Raw genomic sequence first — 26,614 nt, forward strand, 5'->3', positions numbered from 1 at the left:
CCGACCACGGACACAACGGGAGGCCCGTCACCAGCTGGTGACGGGCCTCCCGTGCTGTCCGTGGCGCCGAGTCAGGCGTCGCGCTGGGCGCGACGGAGCGTCAGGACCTCGGGGCCCTGCTCGGTGACCGCGACCGTGTGCTCGACGTGGGCGGCGCGCGAGCCGTCCACACTGCGGAGGGTCCAGCCGTCCTCGTCCTGGTAGAGCTCGTCCGTGCCCTGCATCAGCCACGGTTCGATGGCCACGACGAGGCCCGGGCGCAGCTTCATGCCGCGACCGGGGCGCCCGTCGTTCGGCACGTGCGGGTCGCCGTGCATCGTGCGCCCGACACCGTGTCCGCCGAACTGCAGGTTCACGTCGTACCCGGCGCCGCGGGCGACCGAGCCGATCGCGGCCGACACGTCACCGAGCTTGTTGCCCGGTGCCGCCTGGGCGATCCCCGCCGCCAGGCACCGTTCGACGGTGGCGATGAGTCGCTGGTCCTCGTCGCGCTGGGTCCCGACCTGCACGGTGACGGCGGAGTCGGCGACCCAGCCGTCGACGCTCGCCGCGAAGTCCATGCTGACCAGGTCTCCGTCCTGCAGCACGAGGTCGTGCGGCAGGCCGTGGAGGGCGGCGTCGTTGACCGAGGTGCAGAGGTTCTTGCCGAAGGGGGACTTGCCGAACGACGGGTGGTAGTCGACGTAGCAGCTCTCCGCGCCGCGTTCGGCGATCATGCGTGCAGCGAGACGGTCGAGGTCGAGCAGATCGACGCCGACGTCGACGGTCTCGAGCAGGGCGTCGAGGACGTCAGCGACGAAACGGCCGGCGACACGGAGACCGTCGAGTTCGGCCGGGGTGCGGAGTTCGATCATGGGACCATCCTGCCGGTTGGCCGCAGTGCACTTGTTGTGGCATGATGATCGATCGTGCCCTGGCTGGACTCTGCCACGGGGGAGTCGCCGACACCGGGCACGTCTCGTTCTTTCCGAATTCGATCCGCGGCGACCCGTGTGCGTCCGCAGGAAGTGACACCATCATGCAGCTCCTCGACCACGTGACCGCCGGTGCCCTGCGCACCGACCACCCTGACTTCCGCCCCGGCGACACCGTCAAGGTCCACGTCAACATCGTCGAAGGCACGCGCTCGCGTATCCAGGTCTTCCAGGGTGTCGTCATCGGCCGCCAGGGCCACGGCATCGGCGAGACCTTCACGGTCCGCAAGGTGAGCTTCCAGGTCGGCGTCGAGCGCATGTTCCCCGTGCACTCCCCGATCATCGACCACGTCGAGATCGTCACCCGCGGTGACGTCCGTCGCGCGAAGCTCTACTACCTCCGTGAACTGCGCGGCAAGGCAGCACGCCGCAAGATCAAGGAGAAGCGCGACAACTGATCGCCTTCACAGGGAGCACCGGGAAGCCGGTTCCTGTGCGAGCCCCTCGTCCATGTACGGTTGTGCATCGGCGGGGGGCTCGTCCGTTCCTGGAGCCCGTTCGCCGCCGGGGCAGAAGCATCTCGGGAGCGGTGCCGGGAACAGGTCGACGAGAGCGGAAATGACGGACACGACAGAGGGTGAAGCCCGTCGGCCACGAACGGCGAAGAAGCCGCGCAACGGGGTCCTGACCTTCCTGCGCGACCTCGTCATCATCTTCATCGCAGCCCTCCTCGTCTCCTTCCTGGTGAAGACGTTCCTGATCCGGTCCTTCTACATCCCGTCCGAGTCGATGCAGAACACCCTGCAGGTCAACGACCGCGTGATCGTCAACGAACTGGTGCCCGGCGCCGTCAAGCTCAAGCGCGGCGACGTGGTCGTCTTCAAGGACCCGGGCGGGTGGCTCACCGGCGAGACCCTGCCGAACGTGCAGCCGACCTCATCGGTCGGCAAGGCAGCCGACTGGCTCCTCACGCAGGTCGGACTCGGCACCGGTGACAGTGACGACCACCTGATCAAGCGCGTCATCGGCCTGCCGGGGGACGAGGTCACGTGCTGCAACGACCTCGGACAGATGTCCGTGAACGGGGTCCCGCTCACCGAGCCGTACCTGAAGCTGCCCGCGGGGGACACCCGTGCGTCGCAGACCGACTTCTCCGTCACCGTGCCGAAGGGCACCATCTGGGTGATGGGCGACAACCGCAACAACTCGCGTGACTCCCGCTACAACGGCGACACCCCGTCGAAGGGGTTCGTGCCGCTGTCTGACGTCACCGGCCGCGCGTTCGTGATCTCGTGGCCGACGAACCGCTGGACGTGGCTCGACGACCACCCCGAGGTCTTCGCCGGTGTGGAGCAGCGGGACAAGTGACGCCCGTCCGACCATCCCTGCGGCTCGAGAAGTCGCTGTTCGCCGCCGGTCGGGTCACCGTGATCGGGGTCGACGAGGTGGGCAGGGGAGCCATCGCCGGGCCGGTTGGGGTCGGTGTCGCCGCGGTGACGCTCGACGTCCGCCGGGTGCCGCAGGGGCTGGCCGACTCGAAGCTGCTCTCCCCGGCCCGTCGTGAAGCCCTGGTCCCCGTGGTGACCCGCTGGGCGCGCACCGCGGTCGGGATGGCATCGGCGCAGGTCGTCGACGAGCAGGGGATCGTCGCCGCGCTCGGACTGGCCGGCGCTCGCGCCCTCGGGACCCTGGTGCACGAGGGTGTCTCGCTCGAGGGCGCCGTGGTGGTCCTCGACGGGTCGTTCGACTGGCTCACCCGGGCGCTGGCCGCCGAGCACCGGCCACTCGACGTGCAGGTGCGGGTGAAGGCGGACCGCGACTGTGCGTCCGTCGCGGCGGCGTCCGTCGTCGCCAAGGTCGCGCGCGACGACCTGATGACCGCGGCGCACGACGATGCGCCGCACTACGCCTGGGCGTCCAACAAGGGTTACGGGTCGAGCGCGCACTACGACGCCATCCGTGCGGTCGGACCGCACGAACTGCACCGGAAGACGTGGCTGCACGCGGCGTCGAGCGTCGCACTCGACGGGTTCGAGGAACTGGACTCCGTCGGCGGCTGACCCGAGCCACCGCCCTGCCCAGGCGCGGTTCTGCCCGGACGGGCGGTCAGGAGGCCGTGGTCGCTCTAGACTGAGCGGGCCATGGATGACGAAGAATTCGACGACTACGACCGCGAGGTCGAACTGGCCCTGTACCGCGAGTACCGCGACGTCGTGGGGCAGTTCCGGTACGTGGTCGAGACCGAGCGGCGCTTCTACCTGGCGAACGAGGTCGAACTCGTCCGTCGCGACACCGAGCACGACTTCTACTTCGAATTGACGATGAACGATGTCTGGGTCTGGGACGTCTACCGTTCCGACCGCTTCGTGAAGTCGGTCCGGGTGTTGACGTTCAAGGACGTGAACGTCGAAGAACTCACCGCGCGGGAACTCGAACTGCCGAAGGAACTCGCACTCGACGAGTAGGGCTCGCCGCGGAATGTGACCGTTCGGCATTGTGCTGCGATACTCTGGGTCTGATTCGATCCTGAAGGAGTGCAAAATGGCGCAGAAGGTCACTGTCCAGCTCGTCGACGATCTCGACGATTCGCCGATCGCCGCTGGCGATGGCCGAACGGTCGAGTTCGCGTTCGACGGTTCGTCGTACGAGATCGACCTGTCGAACGACAACGTCGACAAGTTCCGGGACGCGATCTCGGACTACATCGCCGCAGCACGCAAGACCGCCGGTCGTCGCACCGGTTCGACGGCGAAGAGCCCGTCGGCCCCGAAGCGCGGCAACTCCGAGGAACTCGGGAAGATCCGCGAATGGGCGAAGGAGAACGGGTACGAGGTCTCTTCTCGTGGTCGTATCTCGACACAGGTGCAGGAAGCGTACGCAGCCGCACACTGAGCATCCGACCGGCGTTCCGTCGCTGGTCACGGCACGAGCCGGACATTCCGTGAGGAATTGTCCGGCTTTTGTCATGTGCGGCAACAATCCCACGGTTCTCCTGCACAGGACGGTCGTTCCGTTCAACTGTCCACAGAAACCTGATGACCATTCGGGTCATTGCTGGCGCGCTGCATCGTTGCCCCATGAAGAATCGCCCAGACGCACCCGACCGCGTCGAAGCCCGTTCCGCTCCTGATCCACGGCGGGCCACGGGCATCGCCGGGGAAGACCACGCCGCGGAATGGCTCGAGCGCCACGGTTTCTCGATCATCGACCGGAACTGGCGCTGTGCACGCGGTGAACTCGACATCGTCGCGCGTGACGGCGACACGATCGTCTTCGTCGAAGTGAAGACCCGGACCGGCCAACGAGCCGGGCACCCGTTCGAGGCGGTGACCGCGCGGAAGCTCGCGCGCATCCGACAGCTCGTACCCGCGTGGTTCTCCGCCCACCGCGACCAGAGTGCGCGAGCGATCCGCATCGACTGCGTCGCCGTCACCATGATCGAGGACCAGGTCGCGATCGAACACGTCGAGGCACTCGGATGAGCGACATCGGCCGGACCTCGGCGGTCGCGTTGGTCGGCGTGCAGGGCAGCCTCGTCGAGGTCGAGGCGCACCTCACCAGTCAACTGCCCGCGTTCAGCATCATCGGGCTGCCGGACACCTCGCTCGGTGAAGCCCGCGAACGAGTCCGATCCGCGGCGGCCATGGCGGACTGCCCGCTGCCCGCCCGCCGGATCACGGTGAACCTCACCCCGGCGAGCGTCCCGAAGCGCGGCTCCGGGTTCGACCTCGCAATCGCGATGGCCGTCCTCGCCGCAGCCGGCACCGCTCCGGGTGCCGATCGCCGCGTCGTCTACGTCGGGGAACTCGGCCTCGACGGACGGGTGCGACCCGTGCCCGGCATCATCCCGGTGGTCCTGGCTGCCCGCGCTGCCGGCATCGACCGCGTGGTCTTGCCCGTCGGCAACCTCGCCGAGGCGCGGGCGGTCCCGGACATCGCGCTGACCGCCGTCGACTCGCTGCGCGCGGCGGCGATCGACGCCGGTGCCGACCTGCCGGCGGGCTTCGTCGACCCCGTCCTGCCGCCGCCGGTACCGGACGACGCCCTGCCGACACTCGAGCTCGCGGACGTGGTCGGGAACGCCATCGGCGTGCGTGCCGTCGTCGCCGCGGCAGCGGGCGGGCACCACGTCCTGTTGCTCGGGCCGCCGGGCGCCGGCAAGACGATGCTCGCCGAACGGCTCCCGGCGCTCCTGCCCGACCTCGACGCCGACGCGGCCCTCGAGGTCGCCGCCGTCCGTTCGGTGGCGGGGCACGGAGAACGGTCGTGGACCCTCCGGCCGCCGTGGGAAGCGCCGCACCACTCCGCCTCGGCCGCCGCACTGATCGGCGGCGGCACCGGGCAGCTCCGACCCGGGGCGGTGTCCCGGGCGACCCGCGGGGTGCTGTTCCTCGACGAGGCCACCGAGTTCCCCCGCGCCGTCCTCGACGCGCTCCGTCAGCCGCTCGAAGCCGGACGCATCACGGTGCACCGTGCTGGCGGGTCGGCGGAGTTCCCCGCCCGGTGCCAACTCGTCGTGCCTTTTGTCGCACCTGACGTGTGAGGGGCTACGATCGCGTCGTGCGAGTCTGGCCGACGTGGGAGCGATACCGAGTCGTGGGTGGAAGAGACGATGGTGTGTGGCCCGTCCCTTTCAGGCAGCCGGCGGACGGTCGCTCTCTGTACGAGCGCGCGGATGTGCCGTTCGTCCTGGATCCGTGCGGAGCGTTTGACCCCGACCTCAACGCGTTCTGGACTTCAGGTTCGACCCTGCTTGCATCCACCACGTTGACGTTGTACGCACACCATCTCGCGCGGTTCCTCGACTTCGTGTGGCACGCTCGATCGCTCCCGCACGATCGGCGCAACTGGCGAGCGGTCCGACACGAAGATCGACTGGCATACAACTACTGGCGCAACGAAGACCCTGATGGTCCGCGGATCGCGGCGAGCACCTGGAACAACGAAGTGACCGCCGTCGCACAGTTCTACGCGTTCCAACATTCGATCGGGAACCTTGCTGAGACGCCCATACGCCTGATCCCACCAGCAAAGCGCCCTCGAATCGGTCAGCATCTGCGTACCGCGGATCGGCCAGCGGAACTCCGCAGGACCAAACTTCCAACGGCGCCATGGCTGACGCCCGCGGAGTATCGATCCTGGCGGGACGTCGGCGTAAGAGGCTATGGATCGAACGGCCATCGTGACCCCTCGTCTCGCAGCCGGCAGACCGCTCGTAACGCCGCCTTCGCGGACCTCATGTTCGGTGTCGGGTTTCGGCTCACTGAACAGGCGTCCCTTCTCCTATCGGAGATCCCCCGTTCGGACGCCTCCAGCATGTATTCGAGGCTCGCAGTGCCGGACTCGGTAACGAAGAACCGCTCCGGGCGCGAAGTTCTCGTTGCGGAGCGCGCGCTGCGGGTCGTGGACCTGTACGTCCGAAGCGATCGATCGGACGCCGTGCAGTCGGCCCAAGAGACGTCGTCGTACACCACCGTTCGCGACAAGCTCATGCTGGACGACGACGGAACCTTCCGCAGCGCTTCGGGTCGGCGAGTTCGCTCAACGGACGCGAGTCCTGGCGAGCGTTTGCGGCTGTACCGGGTCACTCCGCGTGGACTCGAACCCGCAGCGCTCTGGCTGCGTGCCGACGGGTTGCCGATGCGCCCGCGAACCTGGCAAGGCGTCTTCATCGCCGCAAACACAAGGGTGAAACGGCTCGGCCTCGACATCGAGTGCAACCCTCACAAGCTCCGGCACTCATGGGCGACGATTACCCTCGCTCAGCTCCAGCGGCGTTACAACAGCTTGCGGGGCGAAGCTGCTCCTGCGGCCATGATCGGGGACCCCCTGAACTGGGTGAGCAGACGACTGGGGCATCGAAGGATTGAAACCACCATGGTGTACATCCACAACCTTGCCGAGCTCGAAGCCGAGACGATACTGCGGCTGATCCCCGACACCGAGGATCTCGTCGCGACGCCGCCCGGGCGCGAGATCAGCTTTGACAGCCTTGGGACCCGACTTGGATAGGCCGGAACAGGTGAACGCAGCGACTTTGTACGAGCTGCCGGTGAGGATCATCGCGGACGATGGCGGACTACGCGCGCGACTGGATGGCGCCGATGGCAGGACCGGCTGGCTGACGACCCGCGGTTGGGTGGCGCCTAAACTCCATCTACCGTTCCTTCGGGCGTTCGTCGCTACGACGGGGACTGGAACGCGGCGGCGCTCGAGCCTCATCGCACGCCAGTGCCAACTGTCCTACCGAGGTTTCCTCCAATTCTTCTCGACCGAGCTCGGGGACGATGTGTCGCTCGACGACATTGGTCCCGAGCACGTCAGGGCGTACAGAGTGCATCTCAGGGACTCGCCCACGCTGGGCATGCGGATGACCGACCTCCGAGTTCTCACCAAAGCGTTGCACGATCTCGGTCTGTGTGACCGTGACCTCTTTGAGGCTGCGAGCGACGCGATCCCGGCGCGCCCACACTCGCCCCAGCCGGGCTACGACCCCGAAACGTTCGCCTTGATCACCGCTGCTGCCACGCGTGATGTCGAAGCTATCGTCCGGCGAATCGCCGATGGAGAGGAGCTGCTCCGACGGTTCAGGGAGCGGAGCCAGGGCCTCTCGGAACACGAGCGCGTCGTCGGACGGATGCTCGAGGAGATGGCAGACACCGGGCGTCCCCCGCGCCTTCGAACGGCGCACATGAGGGTCGTCGTCCCGATGATCGATCTCGCGCGAATGCTCTTCCTCACCGTCCGCGACCTCGAGCCACTTCTAGTGCTGCTCGCTATACGAACGGGTCGAAACATCGAGACGTTGAAGGAGCTGACGGGTGAACACCGCGTACGGGAGTCGAGTGTCCTCGAAACGCAGACGATCAAACGGCGACGCGGCTACGAGTCCGAAACGGTGCTCTGGGACATCGGGAGCGCAAAAAGACAGCTGAAGACGGCTGGCGGCATGTACCTGCTCCTCCACAGACTCGGCCGCCGAAGCCGAGATCTAGCGCACTCCGACAAGTTGCTTTGCCTCTTCCTGCAGCGCAACGGAGGCAGCCACCGATTCGTCTGGGAGAATCGCCTGAACAACGTCGCCGGTCCGGACCTAGGCGCTTGGGCGCGATCACACAACCTGACCGAGGGTGGCGCGGCGATTCGCCTGACCTTCAACAGGATTAAGACGACCGTCGATCGGGAACGAGCTCAGGCGAACAACTTTCAGCTCGATCGCGCGGCCGTCACCAACACGCCCGAGGTCCTCTACCGGTCCTACATCGCCCCGGACCCGACGGCCCGCAGCGCATTGGAGTCGATTACGAACGGCGCTCTCCTCGACCTCGACGCCCGCCTCACTGCGGAACGCAGCCCGGAAAAGACGGCACCCATATCTCAACGACTGGAGGCGCCCGACGTACCAGACGCGGTCACTACAGCGTTCATGCGCTGCCGCGACGTCCTCGGCAACCCGGAGCAACCTGGAGTCGAATGCGACGCGAGCATGCTTGCCTGCTTCGGATGCCCGTGTGCAGTCGTGAGCGACGAACACATTCCAACCATCCTCCGCCTATCCGCCGAGCTGATCGAACAATTCGAACGGCTGCCGCTCGACCGATGGGTAGCACGGTTCGGTCAAGCGTGGCTTGCCATACACAACGACATCCTCCCTTCCCGAACAACCGAGGAGATCGCACATTTTGCGACTCTGATGCCTCCCCACACGGCCCTGCAGATTCTCCTAGAACCGGAGATGTTTTGACCAACCTGGCCGCGGAGGCGGGATCTCACCGTCGGACATGGAGCCCGCGCCGACACGTCCTGGCCGCCCGCATCGATGCAGAGCGCCTGACGGGAACGTCGCGATTCGAAGACGACACGTGGGTGCTCTCTCCAGCGGAACGCCTCGGCCACGCCCATGTCTACTCACTCAAGTTCCTGCGCGTGCCCGCACCATTTCGCCCGGCCGCAAAGGAACTCTTCGCGCAGTTGCTCGATGACGACCTGATGCCGCGCGGCAAACCGTACGCGACGTCATCCATTCGCGTCCACTTCACGGGCGTCCTCTTGTTCCTTCAGTTCTTGACCTCGAAGCGGCTCACCCGGCTCTCGGAAGTCACTCCCCGGCACTACGGCGAGTACGTCGGTTACCTCGGCGCCCTCGGCAAGCTCCGCGATTCCCATCTTCGAAGTGCGCGCCTCTTCTGGGCATATCGTGACCGGTTGACGGACCCACTCCCAACCGATCCTGAGGCCATGGTGTTCTGGCGTGCCGCGCCTGAGGCGCCGCGTGGAGAGAACAAGACCCAGCGCATACCTGAAGAAATACTGAACCCCTTGATCTGGTGGAGCACCCGCCTCGTCGACGAGCTGTCCGGCGACATCCTGGGCTCTGCGGAAGAACACCGCAACTTGATCACGGAACAAGCCCGTCGGCCGGGTATCTCGCGCCGCCGGGGTGACGCAAGCAGCAGAGTGACTGCCCTCCTGGCCCACTACCGCGCCAGCGGCGAACCATTGCCGGGTCACTATGAGAAGGCATGGCAGGGGCGACCGAACTACCGGGCACTCGATCGAGAAGCCGGCGTGCCAACAGGTCTGACCATCCGCATCGCCGACTACCAGGTGCGTGCCCTCGCGGCGGACAACGGTGTCGACTCCGACACCTTCCTTCGGTCGAATCCTTCCGCGACGCTTCTCGGCGTCCCTTGGTCGGGCCGGATCACCTACCGAGAAGTACCCAGCCTCTGCCGGACGCTGCAGACCGCAGCGTATGTGTTGATCGCATTCTTCAGCGGTATGCGCGACAGTGAGGTGAAGCACATCAAGCGCGGATGCATCCGCACGGACAGCGACTCGACCGGTCGTCTGCAGGTGCATCGCCTTCACGGCACGACGTTCAAGGGCAACGACAACCCGCACGGCGAAGCCGCGCACTGGATCGTGTCCCCCGTCGTCAAACGGGCTGTCGAGGTCCTGGAACGATTAGCCGAGCCGGGGGAGGAGTACCTCTTCCGTCCCTTACGCTTCGGCACATCACACGACCGGTCGGACACCAAGTCGCTCGTGTCCGGCTCGGAAACCAACACGAACCTCGACAAGCTCGTCGACTGGGCGAACGGTCGCGCTGCCGGAATACCTGGAAGCCCGAAGATCGCGCGAGCGGACGGAACGCGATGGCACCTATCGACTCGGCAGTTCAGACGCACGCTAGCGTGGTTCATCGCGCGGCGACCCGGCGGTGTCGCAGCCGGCGCGTTGCAATACAAGCACCTGTCCCTGCAGATGTTCCGGGGCTATGCGGGGGAGTCCCGATCTGGCTTCGCCGATGAGGTGGCTGGAGAGCAGGCCCTCGCCCGCGGCGAATGGCTCGGGGAGTTCGCGCAAGACGCGCACAGCGTCGTCGGTCGGGCCAAAGACGAGGTCGTTCGCCGACTCGACAGCATGGGAGCTGCGCTGGGGTTCGCCGGGCAGCTACCGGAGAATCCGGCCCAGCTAACCCGTTTCCTCAAACGCCACGACCCCTACATCTATCGAGGTGCGGCCGTGACCTGCGTCTTCGACCGGACCAAGGCACTCTGCATGCGGAAAGAGCCGAGCGCACCCGACCTACTCTCCTGCGAACCGCTTCGCTGCGCCAACGCAGTATTCACTCCCGAGGACATCGCTGCATGGCGAGACCGCGCGAGTGGGCTCGCCGAAGTCGCCGCCGATGAGGCCAGAGCTCCCCGAGTTCGCGCCAGCGCTGCGGACCACTCCTCCCGGCTCATCGCCTTCTTCGATGCCCTCGAAGGGTCATCATGAGTGTTGAGCGATCGGAGGGGGCGACTCAGGCCGCTTTAGATGCCCTGTTCGCGTCGGCTGCGCAAGAGGGACGAACGCTGACCGCCACTGAGGTGATGCGCACGATAGGACTCAAGCGGACGAGCATCAACGTTACCTACCCACACATCAACGAGCGAAGAAAGGCACACAACCTTGCACTGAAGGAGCAGCCCGGTCCCGAGGCACCACAGCGCCGCGCGATCGAGGAACAGGTCCGCGAGTTGCAGCAGACAATATCGGAGTTGAGGACCCAGCTTCGTGGTGAGTCGGAACGCTCCGAGCAGTACGCGCAAGTGATTCGTCAGCTCGCGCTCGACAATCACGAGCTCCGGCTCCTCCACCGAAATCTCAGCGACGCCCGGGGTCGATTCAACCGCGCCGAGACTGCCGACGAACGCTGACGGCAGGCGCGGCGGGGATCATTCGGTTCATCACAGCCGCCCTGAGTGGAGCCGAACCGACTACCCGGGCCTCTGTCTGCGAACGTTAGGAGACGGACTCGGGCTCCGAAGCCAGCGCCGTCACCGTCTGGTTGCTGCGACGTGTCGTTGCATGGAATGTTCCCGGTGTCCCCGTCGGCACTCTACTGTTAATCCGTGAGCAGGAGTCCCCGCAAGACGCCGCGTGAACTCGCACCCGAACCCTGGCCGGAGGTGAAGTCGCCCGATCCGGTTGCTGAAGCTGCACGCGTGTTTGCTGCAACGCTTCGAGCACAGGTCGGAGAGCGGAGCACCCGCTCGGTGGCCGCTGCGGCGGGAATCCACCACGTCACACTGCTACGAGTCCTGGCCGGCGACTCCTGGCCAGACATCGCAACCCTCGCGCGACTCGAGATCGCGCTCGACGCAAAGCTGTGGCATGGGCCGCAGCGCGACGAGACTCAGTAGCCAAGCAGTCTTTCGTAGGGATACCACGCGCCACCAGTGAGCCGTGCAAGCGGCCTGAGCGCACCTTCGCGCCCGAGTCGCGCTTCGGATGCTCGATCCACATGCCGGAGCCGACTGCCGAGGAGGCGAAGCAAGAGCTCTGCTGACGGGTCTTCAACGCCCAACGGTTCGCTCGCCGCGAACTCGCCCGAGATCAGATCGCACACAGCTGCGATGTCGTTCCCCCCGTGCGTCACGACGAAGTCACCACGAGACCCGACATCACGGTAGTCAACTCGAGCTGCCTGGGGCAGCCGCACTCGGTCGAGCCATCCAACGTTCAGTTCCCCAGCCGACTCCGCCTCGATAGTCACACGCGCCCGCACCGGCGTGTCCTCGATATCAGATCGACCCATGCGGTGATTATAATCACCATGGCGGCGAGGCGAGTGAATCATGGAGAGGCGGGACCGTGTTGGATGATGTGGCTGGCGCGGCCCTGCCTCGATACCAGGGCCCCGATGGGCGGCAGCGCGCCACCGCCGCGCTCGAGGAATCGCTCCAAGGTCTCGGCCTAGACGTCACGGTCATGATCGGACTGATCGCTGAAGCGTTGGCCGAGCTCGTCCCCGATGAGTCACGACGGGCGGCCCAGCGGATGCTCGCGCTCGAATGGATCGGCGCAGTGGGCGACGAATGTACGTGGGAAGCGACCCTGTCCGACCGCCATCTGCGGTCCGTCCTCGCTCGGCGTGTCGCTATGGAACAGGTACGGCTCCTTCCTGCGCACGATGTGGCAGCGAGGACTGGAAACTCCGTCGACACGATTGTCGAACTCGTGCGGGAGCGAGCGCTCTACGGCTTCCATCTCCGAGGAGCACTTTTCCTCCCCAGCTGGCAGTTCGTTGATCCACGTGCGGAAAGTCTCGTAGTGGTGTCCGAGTTTCTACCGACGGTGCTCATGTCAATCCCGATAGACGCGGTACCGTCGATGGTGTCCCGAGTCATGACGAGCGAGGACCCAAACCTCAGCCGTGGCGCAATGAGGTACTCACCCCGCGAGCATCTCATCGCCGGGGGAGGCCCATGGCCCGTCGTGCGGACCCTCCTACTCGTTTTAGAGGGATCCGCGCAGGGGCTTGGCGACCTTCTCCTAGGCGGTCGAGCTGGATCCGCCGTTCTGTAGCAACGGGCACGTCGTGAGACGAGCGGAAGGCAAGCAAGTGTGGAGGTCATCTCGCTCCTGGCACCTGACGGGGCAGCTGCGTCGTCAACCGTGCTTCAGTGCAGCCTCCGGCTGGACAGTGGATGTTAACGCATGAGCGACATCGTTCTGGACTTCTCTTCACTCGATGGCGTAGCCGCTCACGGCTCCGACTATGGACCAGCCGACCACGTGTCGTGGTTGGCGGTAGCCGTCGGCGATGCCTTGCAGACTGCATCGATCCTCGGCTTCATGACCACGCCCCACTCAGGCACGCTGATCAGCGGCCAGCCGGGGACGCCCGTCGAATGGCTCATCGCGCGCCGGGATGCGCAGCCTCTGCTTGATCTGCTCGAGACTTGGCTCTGGACGTGACGGGCGTGCCATCGGACAGCGCACAGAAGCCTGAGGCGCGGGAGGGCGAGATTCCTCGAGAGGCAAGGGCGCAGGTCACGGACTCGGTGTTGGTCGCTCTGCTGGAGGCGATCAGGTCTGGGTCGCTGCGTCCGTCCGAAGCGATGGCCTTGATCTCGGACCACATGAAGAGCAACCGCCCAAACAGAGCCGATGACGCAACTGCCACGCGTGCGATGGCGCTGGCGGATGCCGCCCATGGGGCTGAGGGAATCGCTGTCATCGACCCGTATGCCCGGGAGCTCGGGCGGTGGGTCGCCGAAGGACGAATGAGCGGTGACGAAGCGGTAGCCTTCATCGCCGTACTCATCGACGCCGGCGAATACCTCTTGGATCCGGATCGGCCGCCAGACCCCGGCTATCAGGTCGCGACTGCACCACCCGGGGTCGATCCGCCGAGAGCGGTGCAACGCGGCGACGTCGGAAAGCCCGCGCCCTCAGGTCGATCTTCTCGGGATCCTCAATCGGCGGCAGGGGACCAAGCGGACCACATCACTGCGGCGCTCGGCCACCCGGGCGCCGCGCCGGTTCCCTCCCACTCCCGCCCGGACACGCTTTCTGACCGGATCGGGCCGTTCTATGACACCGCTGGCCTGCGCGACTGGTTTCAGATCAGCAGCGAGACCGTTGACGCTCAGGTTCGAAGCGGAGAGCTGCTCGCCGTTGTGACTGCGGACGGCTTCCGCCTGTTTCCCACGTTCCAGATTGACGGCGGCGGCCAACCCCTACCTCGACTGTCGGAAGTGCTCGCGGGGCTCGATCCGGCCCATGTCGACCCATGGGGCGACGCCGTTTGGCTGAACGCTCCAAGCGATGACCTCGACGGCCTCGCCCCCGCCGCGGCTCTCCGAACTGAGCGAGCTGACGATGTGATCCGTCTCGCTTTTCAAGCGGGATCGTTCCGATCTGGATGAGGCCCGCTGGACGGCAGTGCGCTGTTGTAGTCCGCCCTGCTCGACGAATATTCAGATGCAGCGCGACGCGTTCCTCGTCGACGACGACCGCTTCCACCGCACACTCGCCTGGCTCCGGGATCACGACGTCGACGATCGGTCACAACACCTCTCGTGGTTGGCACCGCATCCGTGAGGCCCGAGTGTCTGATGACTGACCGGCACCGGCTTGTTGATGAGCGCATCGGCGTGCTTGGCGACCCGCACGCCGATTTGCAATGGATCAAGCTCGCGATCCGGAACCTCGCCCGCGCCGGCATCCAACAGATCCACGTCCTCGGTGACTTCGGGTTCCTCTCGAACGACAGCCCCCTTGAACGCAAGCGGCTCGGGCTCCTCACGGAGCAGCTCACTTCCCACAACGCGTTCATGTATGTCACCGGCGGGAACCACGAGGGCTACCCGACATTGCACCGTCGATACCCGCTCGACGAGTGGGGGTACCGACGGCTCTCACGTCGGATCATCTGGCTCCCACGCGGGTGGCGAGGAACCACCGCGGCCGGGCTCGTAGTTGCGAGCCTCGGCGGCGCGAACAGCATCAGCCGCGGCCGCCGAGGCCCGTCCGTTTCTGGTCACGTCGCGGCATGGCACCCGGAAGAACAGATCACCGAAGGTGATCTCGACGCGCTCGGCTCAGAGCCGGCCGATGTTCTCCTCGGCCACGACGCACCGAACAGCAGAGCCCTCCAGCGACATGTGGCGCGGCAGCGGAGGTTCTGGACGCCCGACGGCATCGCGTACGCTGCGGTCGGCCAGGCGATGTTCCACCGCGGTGTCCTCCAGGTACGGCCGAGGCTCGTCCTGTCGGGGCACTACCACCGCTACCTCGACACCACTTTGTTGCTTCAACTAAGCGGGGGCGTAACGACCCCGGTCCGAAGTGTGATCCTCGATCGGAACCGCACCGCCCACAGCGTCGGCATCCTCCACGTCGACGCGCTCAAGGTCGACGTGCACCCGAGGCTGTCTCCCGGTCTCCGGCGGCAACGCAACTAGACCCAGACGCCCCTCGGCTCGCGGGCGTCTTTTCGACTCCGTCCAACTCCGAGGCCGCCGGCGCCCGGTGTTCCGCCATACGTCCCGTAGCCGATCGGTCACCGGTACTGGTCGGACCTCTGAACGGCTCTACGACCGGCGCCGATGCCTGTCGTCGTCACCGCTGGTTTTGATGTCGGGTTGAGTCCTCCGGATGTCGGCGGCGAGTGGCTCCAAGGAGCAGCGCGGCACCTCCGAGCGCGGCCGCTGCTGCGCACAGCAGCGCGGTGGCCGCGCCGTCTGTTGCGTGGAGGAGGGTGGCGCCGACCGCGGGTGCGATTGCGGTCGCGATCGTCACGGGGGCGGCGAAGATTCCGGTGAGGTGTCCAGTGTCGGCTGTGCCCCATCGGTCGACCACGACCGAGGCCTGGATCAGGGTGAGGGAGCCGCGGGCTGCCCCGACGAGGAGTGCCAGCCCGATGGCTACTGGTAGCAGGTCTGCCCCTACGGCGAAGCCGGCGAGGGCGATTACCGCGATCACCGCGACGGCGGTGATCGCTGAGGCGGTCGTCGTGCCGCGGCCGAACGCGAAGAACGCCCGGCCGGCGACCTGTCCGACTCCGACGAGACCGAACGCGGTCGCAGCTGCGGCGGCGGTGAGTCCTGAACCGGTCAGGAGGGGTACGAGATTGATGGTCAGGGCATACAGCGCGAGCGCGAGGCCGGTAACGCCGACCTGCAGGAGCAGGAATGGCCTTGATCGTGCGATCCGGCGGACCCTCTGCGGATCAGCGCGCGCAGGCGTCTCAGGTGCTCCGTCGGCGCGTAGCCATCGACATGGAATGACGGAGGCGTGGATCGGGGCCACGGTGACGAGCAGGATTCCGGCGAGGATCAGGAAGCTTCCGCGCCATCCGAGGCTGTGGGTGAGGGCGACGGCGACGGGCGCGAAGATCGTCGATGCGAGCCCGGCGGCGAGGGTCACGACCGTCAGAGCAGTGCCACGTCGGGCGCCGAAGGTGATGTTGATGACGGTGAACGCCGCCTGGTAGAGGGTCGCGGATTGGCCGAGACCAGCGACGCACCAGGCTGCAATGAAGAGCGGAAACGACGGTGCGACGGCGACCGCGACGAGGCCAGCGGCCCCGACAGCGGTCCCGACTGTCATCGCCATGCGCGGTCCGGCCCGGTCCATGAGGCGTCCGACGGGAATCCCGGCGGCGGCGGAGAGGATCAGCCCGGCCGAGAACGCCGTGGTGATGAGGACGACGGACCATTCGGTGTCACGGGCGATCGCGGTGCTGGTGGCGGGGAGGGCGTAGTAGAGCGTTCCCCAGGAGATGACCTGCGAGGCGCACAGCCCGATTAGCAGGGCCAGGTGTCGGGGCTGCTTAGCCACGAAGTGCGCTGTGTGGTTTGGCTCCTGTCCGTGCCGTCGTCACTGCTGGAGGAGCTCGTGCTGGATGCGGTCCGCGACGGCGTCGCGCATGGGCCGAACGTCCTCAGGCGACCACGACGTCGGGTCGGGGAAGGACCATTCCAGGACCGTGCCGCGGGGCGTGCCGGGCAGTTCCAGGCCGGGCTTCATCAGCACGACGATGTCGGCTGCGTCGAGGAGTTGCGCGGTGACTTTCCGGGGTGTGCGGTGGGTGATGTCGAGGCCAAGTTCACCGACGGTCGCGGCGATCGAGGGGTTCACTTCCTCCGCCGGCGTGATGCCGGCGGACGTGGCGGTGAACCGGTCGGGTGCGGCGAGTTCGAGGAGGGCTGCGCCGAGCTGTGAGCGGCCGGCGTTGTGCTTGCAGATGAACAGGACGGTGGGCTTGGTCGTCATGCTGGCGTTCCTGTCAGTTGGCGCAGCACGAGCTGCTGTCAGCGGTTGGGGTGGCCTCGGGGGCTGCGCAGCACGACGCCGCTTCCGGGGCTGTCCCGTCTGTGCTCGGGGCAGCGGTGGTGGGGCTCCCGGCGCTGCTTGGGGTGGTGCAGCAGGAGGATCCGCCGAGGTCGGTGGAACACACCCCGGTCTCGGGAAGAACCAGCTCGACCAGGCGCGCGGCGGCGTGGTCGCCGGCGAGGTCCGCGGCGATCGAGCGGACCTGCTCGTACCCGGTGAGGAGCAGGAAGGTGGGGGCGCGGCCGTAGGACTTCATGCCGGCGATGAAGAAGTTCGGCTCCGGGTGTGCCAGCTCTGCGACGCCGTGCGGCGGAACGGAGCCGCAGGAGTGCAGGTTCGGGTCGATCAGTGGTGCGAGGGCTCGGGGTGCTTCGACGATGTCGTCGAGGCCGAACCGGATCTCGCGGAGCATGTCGAGGTCGGGTCGGAACCCGGTTGCGTTGACGATGACGTCGACGGTGACCGCGAACGGCTCCCCAGCGCGCCGGCCGGTGACGGTGACCTGGTCGCCGTCGGGGCGGACGTCGTCGATCTCGAACGAGGCGATCTGCTGCACGCGACCGGATTCGACGAGCCCGTGCACGGTGGAGCCGAGCTGCCCGCGAGCGGCGAGCCCGTCCGCGGCGTCAGCGCCGAGCCGTGCTGTGCCGGCGTTCCGGACAGCCCACAGCACCTCCGTACCGGGAGCGTCCTTCGCCAGGGCGGCGAGCTTGATGACCGTGTTCGCGGCGGAGTGCCCGGCACCGACCACGAGGACCCGTTTCCCAGCGAGCCGGGCCCGGTCGGCGCCGAGGACATCGGGCAGGGCGTGCACGACGTGGTCGCCGAGGTTCGCGGCGGGTGCGAGGCCGGCGGCGGTGAGGGGGTTCGGGGTCGTGTAGGTGCCGGAGGTGTCGATGACGGCGCGGGCGGTCACGTCAGTGACGCCGGTGTCGGTGTGGAGGCGGAGGAGGAACGGGGTGTCGGCGCGGCCGGTGGAGCGGGTGCGGTCCATGCCCTGCCGGGACACTGCCTCCACACGGGTGCCGTAGCGGATCACTGCGGCGAGCTGCGGTGTCGCCGCGAGGGGCGCCAGGTAGGTGTCGACGAGGTCGTGGCCGGTGGGCAGTGATGAGGCACGGGGTGCTTCCCACCCGGTGTGTTCGAGGAGCCGTTGCGCGGCGGGGTCGATGACGTACTGCCACGGGGAGAACAGGCGGGTGTGTCCCCAGGCGCGGACGCTGGTCCCCACGGTGGGCCCGGCTTCGTAGACGACAACGGGCAGGCCGCGCTCGAGCAGGTGCGCGGCGGCGGCGAGGCCGACGGGGCCGGCGCCGATGACCGCGACGGGCAGTCCGGTGAGGCGGTCCGCGTCGGCGCGGGGTGGGACGGTGAGGGTGAGCGTCATGATCCAGGTCCTTGTCGGTTACGCGGTTGCTTCGGTGGGCAGCAGCTCCGCGAGGAGCGTCTGGACGCGGGCCTTGATGTCGTCGCGGATGGGTCGGACGTCGTCGATGCCGCGGCCGGCGGGGTCGGTCAGCTCCCAGTCCTCGTACCGCTTCCCGGGGAAGATCGGGCACGCATCCCCGCAGCCCATGGTGATGACGGCGTCGGAGTCGCGGACGGCGTCGGTGGTGAGGATCTTCGGCTGGTTGCCGGCGATGTCGATGCCGTCTTCAGCCATCGCCTGGATCGCGATCGGGTTGATCTGGTCCTTCGGCTCACTGCCGGCGGAGAGGACCTCGACGCGGTCGCCGCCGAGGGCCTGGGCGTAGCCGGCGGCTATCTGGGAGCGTCCGGCGTTGTGGACGCAGACGAACAGGATCGTGGGCTTGTCACTCATGGTGTGTGTCTTTCCGGGTTCAGTGGATGAGGGTGAGCCAGCCGGCGAGGGCGGCGAGGGTGACGGCGAGGACGGGGACGGTGAGGACGATGCCGGTGCGGAAGTACTGCCCCCACCCGATGTGGATGCCCTTCTTCTCGAGCACGTGCAGCCACAGCAGGGTCGCCAAGGACCCGATGGGGGTGATCTTCGGGCCGAGGTCGGAGCCGATGACGTTCGCGTAGACCATCACCTCGTGCGTGAGGCCTGTTGCACCGGCGCCGCCGATCGCGAGGGCGGCGATGAGGACGGTAGGCATGTTGTTCATCAGCGACGCGAGGATCGCGATGGTGAACCCGACGCCGAGCGCGGTGACGAGGACCCCGTGGTCACCGAACACGTCGAACAGGCTGGCGAGGTGGTCGGTGAGGCCCTGGTTCTGCAGGCCGTAGACGACGAGGTACATGCCGATGGAGAACAGCACGATCTGCCACGGCGCCTCCCGGATCGTCTTCCACACCGGGATCACCCGCCCCGACGGCGCCCCTGCTCCGCAGCCGGCGGCACTGACGGTGGCGGTGCCGCCGGTCGTGACCAGGACCGGCGCTGCCTGGGCGCGGGCGAAGAGGAACGCGGGCTGCCGGGCGGCGACGAGCACGATCACGACCGCGCCGACGCCGGCGACGGCCGCGAGCGGGGCGCCGATGGGGTCGGCGGCGAAGTAGCCGACGAGCAGCAGCGCGAGGACGACCCACCCGGCGCGGAACGTCGCCCGGTCCTTCACGGCGTCGGCGGGGCGGGTGAGGGCGAGGACGTCGTACCGCTTCGGGATGGACCGGCCGAAGTAGGCCAGCAGCATGCCAAGGGATGCCAGGACGGAGACGATGCCGACGGGGATCATGACGGCGGCGTACTCCGCGAAGCCAAGGTGGAAGTAGTCGGCGGAGACGATATTGACCAGGTTCGACACCACCAACGGCAGGCTGCCGGTGTCGGCGATGAACCCCGTGGCGAGGATGAACCCGAGCGCCGCCTTCTGCGGCATCTTCAGTGCCCGGAGCATGCCGACGACGATCGGGGTGAGGATCAGCGCGGCCCCGTCGTTGGCGAACACGGCGGCGATGACGGCGCCGAGGCCGACGATCAGGACGAACAGCAGCCGGCCGTTCCCACGACCCCAACGGGCGACGTGGAGGGCTGCCCACTCGAAGAACCCGGCCTCGTCGAGGATCAACGAGATCAGCACCACCGCAACGAAGGTCAGGGTGGCGTTCCAGACGATCCCGACGACGGTCGGGATGTCGGAGAGGCCGACGACGGTGGTGGCGAGAGCGATGACGGCGCCGATGAGCGCGGTGTAGCCGATCGGGAAGCCCTTGGGCTGCCAGATCACCACCACGAGCGTCGCGACGAAGATCGCCGCCGCAATCACGGCCAGCACCATCAGGCAGTCACCGGAGTCTGGTTCGATGCTGCGGCGGCGCGTTCCCAGCCCTGCGCGGCGACCTGGACGGCGTCCCACGGCGACCCGAGCGGCGGCGTGTAGCTGAGGTCGAGATCGATCACGTCATCGACCGTGAGCTCTGCGTGGAGGGCGGTGGCGAACGTGTCGATCCGCTTGCTGATCTCCGCAGACCGTTCCCCGACGATCTGCGCCCCGAGGAGCCGGCCGGTGGTCTGGTCGCCGGTGACGCTGATCGTCAGCGGCACCGCTCCCGGGTAGTACCGCTTGTGGTCATCCGCCACCGTCACCCGCGTCAGCGGGGACACGTCCAGTGGGGCGGTTTCGTGGTGGCGGAGGCCGGTGCGGGCGGCGACGAGGTCGAACACCTTCACCACCTGCGTGCCCACCGAACCGGCGAAGACCTTCTCGCCGCCGAGCATGTTCTCCCCGGCGACGCGGCCCTGCTTGTGCGCCGTCGTCCCGAGCGGCAGCCAGGTCGTGCCGAGGAGCCGGTGGTGCGTCACGACGCAGTCGCCGGCCGCCCACACGTGCGGCACGCCGGTGCGCATGCTCTCGTCGACGACGATCGCGCCGCCCTGCCCGAGCTGCGCGCCGGTGGCGACCGCGAGGTCCGTGACCGGACGGACGCCGACACAGACGACGACGAGCGCGAACGTGCCCTCGGCGTCGCCGGAGGCGGAGCTGGTGGCGACGCGCCACTGCCCGTTGCCGCCCGGGGTGATGCCCGTGACGGTGGCACCGGTGAGGACCGTCGCGCCGTGCCGGCGGACCTCGGCGGTGACGAGGGACCCGAGCTCAGGGTCGAGGGTGGAGAGCACTTCCGGGCCGCGCTGGATCAGGGTCGTGTCGAACCCGCGGGCAATGAGCCCTTCGGTCATCTCCAGGCCGATGTAGCCTGCGCCGACGACCGCGACACGGCTGCCCGCGGGCAGGAGCTCGAGGGCGGCGACGACCTGCTCGGCATCAGTCATCGAGTGCAGCAGGTGGATCCCAGGCTCACCGAACGGAACCCCAGCCGGACGGACCGGCTCAGCGCCAGTCCCGATCAGCAGCTCGTCATAGGAGATCTCCTCCTCGCCGGCGGGACCGGTGACGGTCAGCAGGCGACGGTCGACGTCGACGGCCGAGGCCCACGTCGAAGAACGCACGGTCATGCCGACGGCTTCGAGGTCGGCGCGGGTGCGGTGCGCGAGGGACGCTTCCGTGGCGACATCGCCGGAGACCCAGTACGGGGTGCCGCAGATGGAGAAGTTCGGGAACTCGTCCGCGAGGACCACGGTCGCGTCGGTGGTCGAGTCGAGTTCACGGGCGCGGAGCGCTGCGGCGATGCCGGCGTCGCTGCCGCCGACGGCGAGGAGGTGAGTCATCAGGCTGGTCCTTCACGGATCGAGCGGGAGCCGAAACCGGCGAGTACATCGAAGCACGTCGATATCGATGAACGCAAATATAGACGACGGTCGAAGTCCGTGGGATGATGGGACGATGACGACGATCGAGCTGCTTCCCATCCAGGACGTCACCGCGTGCTGCTCGCCCGTCACCACAGCGGCGATGGATCAGGCGTCCGCAGAGGTCCTCGCGAAGTCGCTGAAGGCGATCGCGGACCCGGCACGGCTCCGGCTGATCTCGATGGTCGCTGCGCACGATGGCGCCGAGGCCTGCGTCTGCGACCTGCAGGAACCGCTCGGCCTGTCCCAGCCGACCGTCTCGCACCACTTGAAGGTCCTCGTCGACGCCGGGATCCTGCACCGCGAGAAGCGCGGCACCTGGGCGTACTTCTCGCTCGTCCCCGGTGCGCTCGACACCCTCGCCGGCCTCATCACCGCACCGACGAAATAGCACCGTCGGTTGCGCTGCCCTGTTGACGGCGCGCATAATCTGCGTGTGCACGTAGATAAGCAGGTGTGCGGGCTGAGCCCGGATTCGGAGTACGTCGAGCTCGCGGTCGAGGTGTTCGCGATGCTCGCCGACGCGACGCGGGTGCGGATCATCCTCGCGTTGCGGAACGCGGAGGAGATGTCCGTGAACCACCTCGCGGACGTCGTCGACAAGAGTCCCGCCGCGGTGTCACAGCACCTCGCGAAGCTCCGGCTCGCACGGATGGTGCAGACCCGCAGGGAGGGCACGACTGTGTTCTATCGCCTGACCGACGAGCACGCATCCGAGCTGGTCAGCGACGCCGTCCGGCAAGCCGAACACGTCATCGGCAATGCACCGCACCACCACGAGAGCCGGACGACCGCATGAGCGCTGCACCGCACACGCATCCCCACGACCACGACCACGATCACGATCACGATCACGATCACGATCACGATCACGATCACGATCACGATGAGCATGGTCACTCGCACCCACATGGCGGCGTGAAGGGGTTCCTCTACGACCTGTTCGTCCCGCACACGCACGACTCTGCCGACTCGATCGACGACGCGATGGAGGCCTCCACGGCCGGGGTCCGGGCATTGAAGATCAGCATGTTTGTACTGCTCGGCACTACGGTGCTGCAGCTCGTGCTGGTGGTGTTCACCAGTTCCGTGGCGCTCCTGGCGGACACGATCCACAACTTCGCGGACGCGTTGACCGCGGTCCCGTTGTGGATCGCGTTCGTCCTTGGCCGACGCGCCGCAACCCGCCGCTACACGTACGGGTACGGCCGCGCGGAGGACCTCGCCGGCATGTTCATCGTTTTCGTCGTCGCCCTCTCCGCGGTCGTCGCCGGGTGGGAGGCGATCGACCGGTTCATGCACCCGCGCCCGATCGAGAACCCGTGGCTCCTCGTTGCGGCCGGGCTCATCGGGTTCGCTGGGAACGAGGCCGTCGCGATCTACCGGATCCGTGTCGGGCAGAAGATCGGCTCAGCGGCTCTCGTTGCCGATGGCGTGCACGCCCGCCTCGACGGCTTCACGTCCCTGTCGGTGGTCCTCGGCGCCGTCGGGGTACTTTTCGGGTTCTCGCTTGCGGACCCGATCATCGGCCTGCTCATCGCCGTGTCGATCGTGTTCCTGCTCTGGGGCACAGTGAAGTCCATCGGCGCCCGGCTCATGGACGCCGTCGACCCGGACCTCGTGCACCGCGCCGAACACGCCATGGAACACGTCGATGGCGTCGCAGCAGTCCGGGACGTCAGGCTGCGGTGGGTCGGACACCGCCTCACCGGATCCGCGACCATCGAAGTCCCCGGCAACGACCTCCACGCCGCGACCGAGACTGCGGATCACGCTGCCAGCCACGTGCGCGAGGAACTACGCAACCTCGACGAGTTCACCGTCACCGCATCCCCGCGCCCTCGCGTCGCGCCTCACTCTGCAGCGTCCCACCCGGTAAGAAGTTGACCTACTTCAGTAGATAGCTGACCTACTGCAACGGGAGGAGCGCCTATCTCGGTCGACAAGATCAACGCCATTACTGTGAGCCGAGACTAGTGGTGGCCGTGGACGACGGCGTGGCCGAGCCCGCGGCTGATCATCCAGCGGTTAACCGGCGTCGTGACGATGAACGCAACGACGAGCGAGAACACCAGCGAGCCCCAGAACAGCCAGTCGTTCAGCTGCGCGTCCATGGCGCCGGGGACTGCGACGATGACGGTGTTATCGATGATCTCCATGACCGAGATCGACACCGTGTCCGCGGCGAGAGCGACCTTGAACGCGGCAGAGAAGGTCAGTCCGGACCGGATCACACCGCGCATGGTGAGTGCGTAGCCGAAGATGAACGCCAGCACGATCGACAAGATGATGGTGCCGGTGTTGTGCAGCCCGGTGGCGGTGCCGATGACCATGCCGAGGACTTCACCGATCGCGCAGCCGGTCAGGCAATGCAGCGTTGCTTGCGCAGCCATCGACCACGTGGTCGTGCCGTGACCGCCGCGACCCTGGTCGGTCATGGTGTGGTGCTCGTGCGCATCCATGGTGCTCCTCATCGGTCACAGTCAACGTTCCCCTAAGGTACCCCCCGGGGGTACCTTAGGGATGCAACGCCGATCGCCGCAATGTGTTCCCAACCGACCGATGCGGCCGTGAATCCGCTGCACCGGTTGCTGAGAGCGAAGCTGCTGTCGCACCATGGACCACGCCCCCTGAACTCTCAGACCCGACGAAAGCCGCATGCTCCTCACCACCAACGCTCCGCACCGCCGCCTGCTGCTGCAGGCCACGGCGACGGTGGCGTTGCTGCTGTTGGTCGGGTTCACGGTCCTGATGCACAGCATGCTCGGCCACACCACCGGTCATGAGCACGCCATGACCATGTCGAGCAGCGTCGCTGCGGACCAGCCCCACGGCGCAGGCGATGGCCATGCGGAGCACGTTGCCGCACCGGCCGGCGCGGTGATGACGGTGCTCAGCGCTGCCGGCTGCGACGGCGGGCTGTGTGCGCTGATGTGCTCCCTGATGGGGATGGCGTGCGCGCTGACGATCGCCCTGTTCGCATGGGCGCTGCTGCGGGCCCGGAACGGCGGGGTCCTCTACGTCCTCGCGCGGCTGCTCGCGTTGGCCGACCGGGTCGCGCGCGGTATCGCCGCGCCCAAACCGCCGTCACTGACGGCGTTGCAGATCATCCGCGTCTGATTTCGTTCCCGCGGGATCCACCCACCTCGGGAGGTTCCCGCATGCCCGGAAACCGGACCGGCACACGCCTGCTCGGATCACCTGACGCATCCACGGGAACGGAACACCTCATGCACACCACCACTACACGCGCCCTCGCGGCCGCCGCGGCTCTCACCATCGGCCTCACCCTCGCGAGCTGCTCCACGAACACCACCAGCTCGGAGGGCAGCTCCTCGTCGTCATCGACGCCGGCTGCGTCGGCGCACAACAACCAGGACGTCACGTTTACGCAGGGGATGCTGCCGCATCACCAGCAAGCCATCGAGATGAGCGACATGCTCCTCGACAAGGGCTCCGACGTCGACGACGATGTGGTCGCTCTCGCCAAGCAGATCAAGGCCGAGCAGGCACCGGAGATCACGACGATGACCGGCTGGTTGAAGGCCTGGGGCGAGCCCACCGAGATGTCGAGCATGTCCGGGATGGATCACTCCTCTATGTCCGGAGGGATGATGTCCGACGCCGATATGGACGCCCTCGACAAGGCGTCCGCCGCGGACGCGGGGAAGCTCTACCTCGAGCAGATGGTCCAGCATCACACCAGTGCCGTCGACATGGCGAAGACCGAGGTCGACAACGGCAGGAACACCGACGCGATCGCACTAGCGAAGTCGATCGTGTCGAGCCAGACCGAGCAAATTGACCAGATGAAGGACATGCTCGAGTCGATGTGACCCCGGTGCGGGCCGCAGCGGTAGCCCCCTCGCCGCCGCGGCCCGCGATCGGCTACCGAGACCTGTCCTACAGTCGGAACGTGCCTCGTCGCAGACGGATTTGTCGGACTTCGAAAGCCGGATCGGCGCGAGGTGCGCCGATGCCGACGCGTAGGACTGGAACTCGGTGCTCCCAGACGACGATGAGTGGTGGACCAAGGAACGCGCTTGCAGGCACCTCGGCATCACCGCGCGCACGTTCAACCGCTACATCGACGCAGGGGTGCTCGCCGTCAAGGTAAATGGAACCGTGTTCGTGCAGAGAGGTCCGTTCTTGGCCGAGTATCGCCGACGCCTCATCGCCCGCCGAGACTCGCGCTTCAAGAGCCACCCACCCGAAGATGCCGACGACGACCAGCCGCCAGCCTCCCCGTAGTTGCAGGTCTGTCCGTTTCGGCAGTACGCTTAACTCGCGTCGAGCGTGTGTGCCCAAAAGCCGATCCCACCGGGTCGGCTTTTTCATGCCGGCTTCTGGCCGTACCATCGAGACGCTCGGGTGAAGTGCGTCTCCTTCCCGAGTCGCGGTCACCCGCGATACGCTCGCTACCACGCAGCAGAACTGCGCAATCAGCCGGACCCACTCGGGGCCGGCTTTTTCATGCCCAGAAATGCTCGGCGCATCGCCCTCGCTCGGGCGCCGCTTCTTCGCTCTTACGCGAAGACGCCGTGTGATCCACCGAGCCCTTCAGAGGCATCCGCCGCATTGTCGGTCCTCACCGACGCCCAGAACTCCCGCGCACCTCGCGCGGGTCTGGCCGGACTCGGCCACCCCCTCAAGGAGGACAGCCATGCTCACGACGGACCACGTCATCGAGATGGCCGCGAACTCCGGCACCAACACACCCGCACTGATCGTGTGCGCCCTGTTCGTCTGGACCGTCTCCAGCGACAAGCGCACCAAGCGGGTCGTGAAGATCCTCAACGCCATCGCGCGGATCTTCAACCGCCGGAACTAAAAAGTCGCGCCTGCCGAGTCTGCAAGGAGAGCTCTGTCT

General features: G+C 67.0%; 31 protein-coding genes. 23 read left to right on the forward strand and 8 right to left on the reverse strand.

Annotated elements, in window-relative coordinates:
• Positions 1-71 precede the first annotated feature (71 nt).
• Complete coding sequence (gene map / locus E9228_RS00300; RefSeq protein WP_166778666.1) at positions 72-854, reverse strand: type I methionyl aminopeptidase; 783 nt, start codon at positions 852-854, stop codon at positions 72-74.
• Positions 855-1,018: 164 nt separating this feature from the next.
• Here map and rplS point away from each other — a divergent pair, with 164 nt between their 5' ends.
• The 16 genes from rplS (at position 1,019) to E9228_RS00380 (ending at position 15,157) form a co-directional block, all read left to right on the forward strand.
• Positions 1,019-1,372 (forward strand): 50S ribosomal protein L19, encoded by a 354-nt coding sequence (rplS, locus tag E9228_RS00305; protein WP_110826147.1) that lies wholly within the window; start codon positions 1,019-1,021, stop codon positions 1,370-1,372.
• 160 nt (positions 1,373-1,532) lie between these two features.
• Entirely contained in the window at positions 1,533-2,282 is a 750-nt protein-coding gene (gene lepB, locus E9228_RS00310; RefSeq protein WP_166778667.1) for a signal peptidase I, read from the forward strand.
• A complete protein-coding gene (locus E9228_RS00315; protein ID WP_166778668.1) occupies positions 2,279-2,974 on the forward strand; it encodes a ribonuclease HII in 696 nt (231 codons plus the stop codon). The genes lepB and E9228_RS00315 overlap by 4 nt, the downstream gene beginning before the upstream one ends.
• A gap of 81 nt (positions 2,975-3,055) precedes the next feature.
• Positions 3,056-3,379 carry a DUF2469 family protein gene (locus tag E9228_RS00320; RefSeq protein ID WP_110826150.1) on the forward strand — a complete coding sequence of 108 codons (324 nt, stop codon included), beginning with the start codon at positions 3,056-3,058 and terminating at the stop codon, positions 3,377-3,379.
• Between the two features lie 76 nt (positions 3,380-3,455).
• A complete protein-coding gene (locus E9228_RS00325) occupies positions 3,456-3,806 on the forward strand; it encodes a histone-like nucleoid-structuring protein Lsr2 (protein ID WP_166778669.1) in 351 nt (116 codons plus the stop codon).
• Between the two features lie 185 nt (positions 3,807-3,991).
• Positions 3,992-4,396, forward strand: coding sequence for a YraN family protein (locus tag E9228_RS00330; protein ID WP_166778670.1), 405 nt, complete (start codon positions 3,992-3,994; stop codon positions 4,394-4,396).
• Entirely contained in the window at positions 4,393-5,457 is a 1,065-nt protein-coding gene (locus tag E9228_RS00335; protein ID WP_166778671.1) for an ATP-binding protein, read from the forward strand. The genes E9228_RS00330 and E9228_RS00335 overlap by 4 nt, the downstream gene beginning before the upstream one ends.
• A gap of 134 nt (positions 5,458-5,591) precedes the next feature.
• Positions 5,592-6,926, forward strand: a complete 1,335-nt coding sequence (locus E9228_RS00340; RefSeq protein WP_166778672.1) for a tyrosine-type recombinase/integrase — start codon at positions 5,592-5,594, stop codon at positions 6,924-6,926.
• Positions 6,927-6,966: 40 nt separating this feature from the next.
• Complete coding sequence (locus E9228_RS00345; protein WP_166778673.1) at positions 6,967-8,658, forward strand: hypothetical protein; 1,692 nt, start codon at positions 6,967-6,969, stop codon at positions 8,656-8,658.
• Positions 8,655-10,700 carry a hypothetical protein gene (locus E9228_RS00350; RefSeq protein WP_166778674.1) on the forward strand — a complete coding sequence of 682 codons (2,046 nt, stop codon included), beginning with the start codon at positions 8,655-8,657 and terminating at the stop codon, positions 10,698-10,700. Before E9228_RS00345 ends, E9228_RS00350 begins: the two co-directional genes overlap by 4 nt.
• Positions 10,697-11,122, forward strand: coding sequence for a hypothetical protein (locus E9228_RS00355; RefSeq protein ID WP_166778675.1), 426 nt, complete (start codon positions 10,697-10,699; stop codon positions 11,120-11,122). Before E9228_RS00350 ends, E9228_RS00355 begins: the two co-directional genes overlap by 4 nt.
• Positions 11,123-11,317: 195 nt before the next feature.
• On the forward strand, positions 11,318-11,608 hold the full coding sequence (locus E9228_RS00360) for a helix-turn-helix domain-containing protein (RefSeq protein ID WP_166778676.1): 291 nt from the start codon (positions 11,318-11,320) through the stop codon (positions 11,606-11,608).
• A 568-nt stretch (positions 11,609-12,176) separates the two neighbouring features.
• Positions 12,177-12,773 carry a hypothetical protein gene (locus tag E9228_RS00365; protein ID WP_166778677.1) on the forward strand — a complete coding sequence of 199 codons (597 nt, stop codon included), beginning with the start codon at positions 12,177-12,179 and terminating at the stop codon, positions 12,771-12,773.
• Between the two features lie 132 nt (positions 12,774-12,905).
• Complete coding sequence (locus E9228_RS00370; RefSeq protein WP_166778678.1) at positions 12,906-13,166, forward strand: hypothetical protein; 261 nt, start codon at positions 12,906-12,908, stop codon at positions 13,164-13,166.
• Entirely contained in the window at positions 13,151-14,119 is a 969-nt protein-coding gene (locus E9228_RS00375) for a hypothetical protein (protein WP_166778679.1), read from the forward strand. Before E9228_RS00370 ends, E9228_RS00375 begins: the two co-directional genes overlap by 16 nt.
• A 189-nt stretch (positions 14,120-14,308) precedes the next feature.
• A complete protein-coding gene (locus tag E9228_RS00380; RefSeq protein WP_166778680.1) occupies positions 14,309-15,157 on the forward strand; it encodes a metallophosphoesterase family protein in 849 nt (282 codons plus the stop codon).
• Positions 15,158-15,314: 157 nt separating this feature from the next.
• On the opposite strand, the gene E9228_RS00385 is transcribed toward E9228_RS00380, so the two are convergent.
• From E9228_RS00385 to E9228_RS00410, 6 genes are read right to left on the reverse strand one after another with little or no spacing between them, the layout of a single operon-like run.
• Positions 15,315-16,535 (reverse strand): MFS transporter, encoded by a 1,221-nt coding sequence (locus E9228_RS00385; RefSeq protein ID WP_166778681.1) that lies wholly within the window; start codon positions 16,533-16,535, stop codon positions 15,315-15,317.
• 39 nt (positions 16,536-16,574) lie between these two features.
• Positions 16,575-16,970: an arsenate-mycothiol transferase ArsC gene (locus E9228_RS00390; RefSeq protein WP_166778682.1), complete on the reverse strand. Its 396-nt coding sequence runs from the start codon at positions 16,968-16,970 to the stop codon at positions 16,575-16,577.
• 13 nt (positions 16,971-16,983) lie between these two features.
• Positions 16,984-18,417: an FAD-dependent oxidoreductase gene (locus tag E9228_RS00395; RefSeq protein WP_166778683.1), complete on the reverse strand. Its 1,434-nt coding sequence runs from the start codon at positions 18,415-18,417 to the stop codon at positions 16,984-16,986.
• A gap of 18 nt (positions 18,418-18,435) precedes the next feature.
• Positions 18,436-18,852 carry an arsenate reductase ArsC gene (locus E9228_RS00400; protein WP_166778684.1) on the reverse strand — a complete coding sequence of 139 codons (417 nt, stop codon included), beginning with the start codon at positions 18,850-18,852 and terminating at the stop codon, positions 18,436-18,438.
• A gap of 19 nt (positions 18,853-18,871) precedes the next feature.
• Positions 18,872-20,275: an arsenic transporter gene (locus tag E9228_RS00405; RefSeq protein ID WP_166778685.1), complete on the reverse strand. Its 1,404-nt coding sequence runs from the start codon at positions 20,273-20,275 to the stop codon at positions 18,872-18,874.
• The gene (locus E9228_RS00410) at positions 20,275-21,663 is read right to left on the reverse strand and encodes an FAD-dependent oxidoreductase (RefSeq protein ID WP_166778686.1); all 1,389 of its coding nucleotides are present in this window, start codon (positions 21,661-21,663) and stop codon (positions 20,275-20,277) included. The genes E9228_RS00405 and E9228_RS00410 overlap by 1 nt, the downstream gene beginning before the upstream one ends.
• 115 nt (positions 21,664-21,778) lie before the next feature.
• Here E9228_RS00410 and E9228_RS00415 point away from each other — a divergent pair, with 115 nt between their 5' ends.
• The 3 genes from E9228_RS00415 (at position 21,779) to E9228_RS00425 (ending at position 23,631) form a co-directional block, all read left to right on the forward strand.
• Positions 21,779-22,135, forward strand: coding sequence for an ArsR/SmtB family transcription factor (locus E9228_RS00415; protein WP_166778687.1), 357 nt, complete (start codon positions 21,779-21,781; stop codon positions 22,133-22,135).
• Positions 22,136-22,180: 45 nt separating this feature from the next.
• Positions 22,181-22,543 (forward strand): ArsR/SmtB family transcription factor, encoded by a 363-nt coding sequence (locus E9228_RS00420; RefSeq protein WP_341849710.1) that lies wholly within the window; start codon positions 22,181-22,183, stop codon positions 22,541-22,543.
• Positions 22,544-22,662: 119 nt separating this feature from the next.
• Positions 22,663-23,631: a cation diffusion facilitator family transporter gene (locus tag E9228_RS00425; RefSeq protein ID WP_425248355.1), complete on the forward strand. Its 969-nt coding sequence runs from the start codon at positions 22,663-22,665 to the stop codon at positions 23,629-23,631.
• An 86-nt stretch (positions 23,632-23,717) separates the two neighbouring features.
• On the opposite strand, the gene E9228_RS00430 is transcribed toward E9228_RS00425, so the two are convergent.
• Positions 23,718-24,206, reverse strand: coding sequence for a DUF4396 domain-containing protein (locus tag E9228_RS00430; RefSeq protein WP_208385429.1), 489 nt, complete (start codon positions 24,204-24,206; stop codon positions 23,718-23,720).
• Positions 24,207-24,402: 196 nt separating this feature from the next.
• On the opposite strand from E9228_RS00430, the gene E9228_RS00435 reads away from it, so the two are divergent.
• The 4 genes from E9228_RS00435 to E9228_RS00450 all read left to right on the forward strand — a co-directional run bounded on the left by E9228_RS00435 (position 24,403) and on the right by E9228_RS00450 (position 26,575).
• Positions 24,403-24,864, forward strand: coding sequence for a hypothetical protein (locus tag E9228_RS00435; RefSeq protein ID WP_166778688.1), 462 nt, complete (start codon positions 24,403-24,405; stop codon positions 24,862-24,864).
• 110 nt (positions 24,865-24,974) lie between these two features.
• The gene (locus tag E9228_RS00440; protein ID WP_166778689.1) at positions 24,975-25,580 is read left to right on the forward strand and encodes a DUF305 domain-containing protein; all 606 of its coding nucleotides are present in this window, start codon (positions 24,975-24,977) and stop codon (positions 25,578-25,580) included.
• A 166-nt stretch (positions 25,581-25,746) separates the two neighbouring features.
• The gene (locus tag E9228_RS00445) at positions 25,747-25,995 is read left to right on the forward strand and encodes a hypothetical protein (protein WP_166778690.1); all 249 of its coding nucleotides are present in this window, start codon (positions 25,747-25,749) and stop codon (positions 25,993-25,995) included.
• Between the two features lie 412 nt (positions 25,996-26,407).
• On the forward strand, positions 26,408-26,575 hold the full coding sequence (locus E9228_RS00450; protein ID WP_166778691.1) for a hypothetical protein: 168 nt from the start codon (positions 26,408-26,410) through the stop codon (positions 26,573-26,575).
• Positions 26,576-26,614 lie beyond the last annotated feature (39 nt).

This window comes from Curtobacterium salicis, from assembly GCF_011759505.1.
GTDB classification, from domain to species: domain Bacteria; phylum Actinomycetota; class Actinomycetes; order Actinomycetales; family Microbacteriaceae; genus Curtobacterium; species Curtobacterium salicis.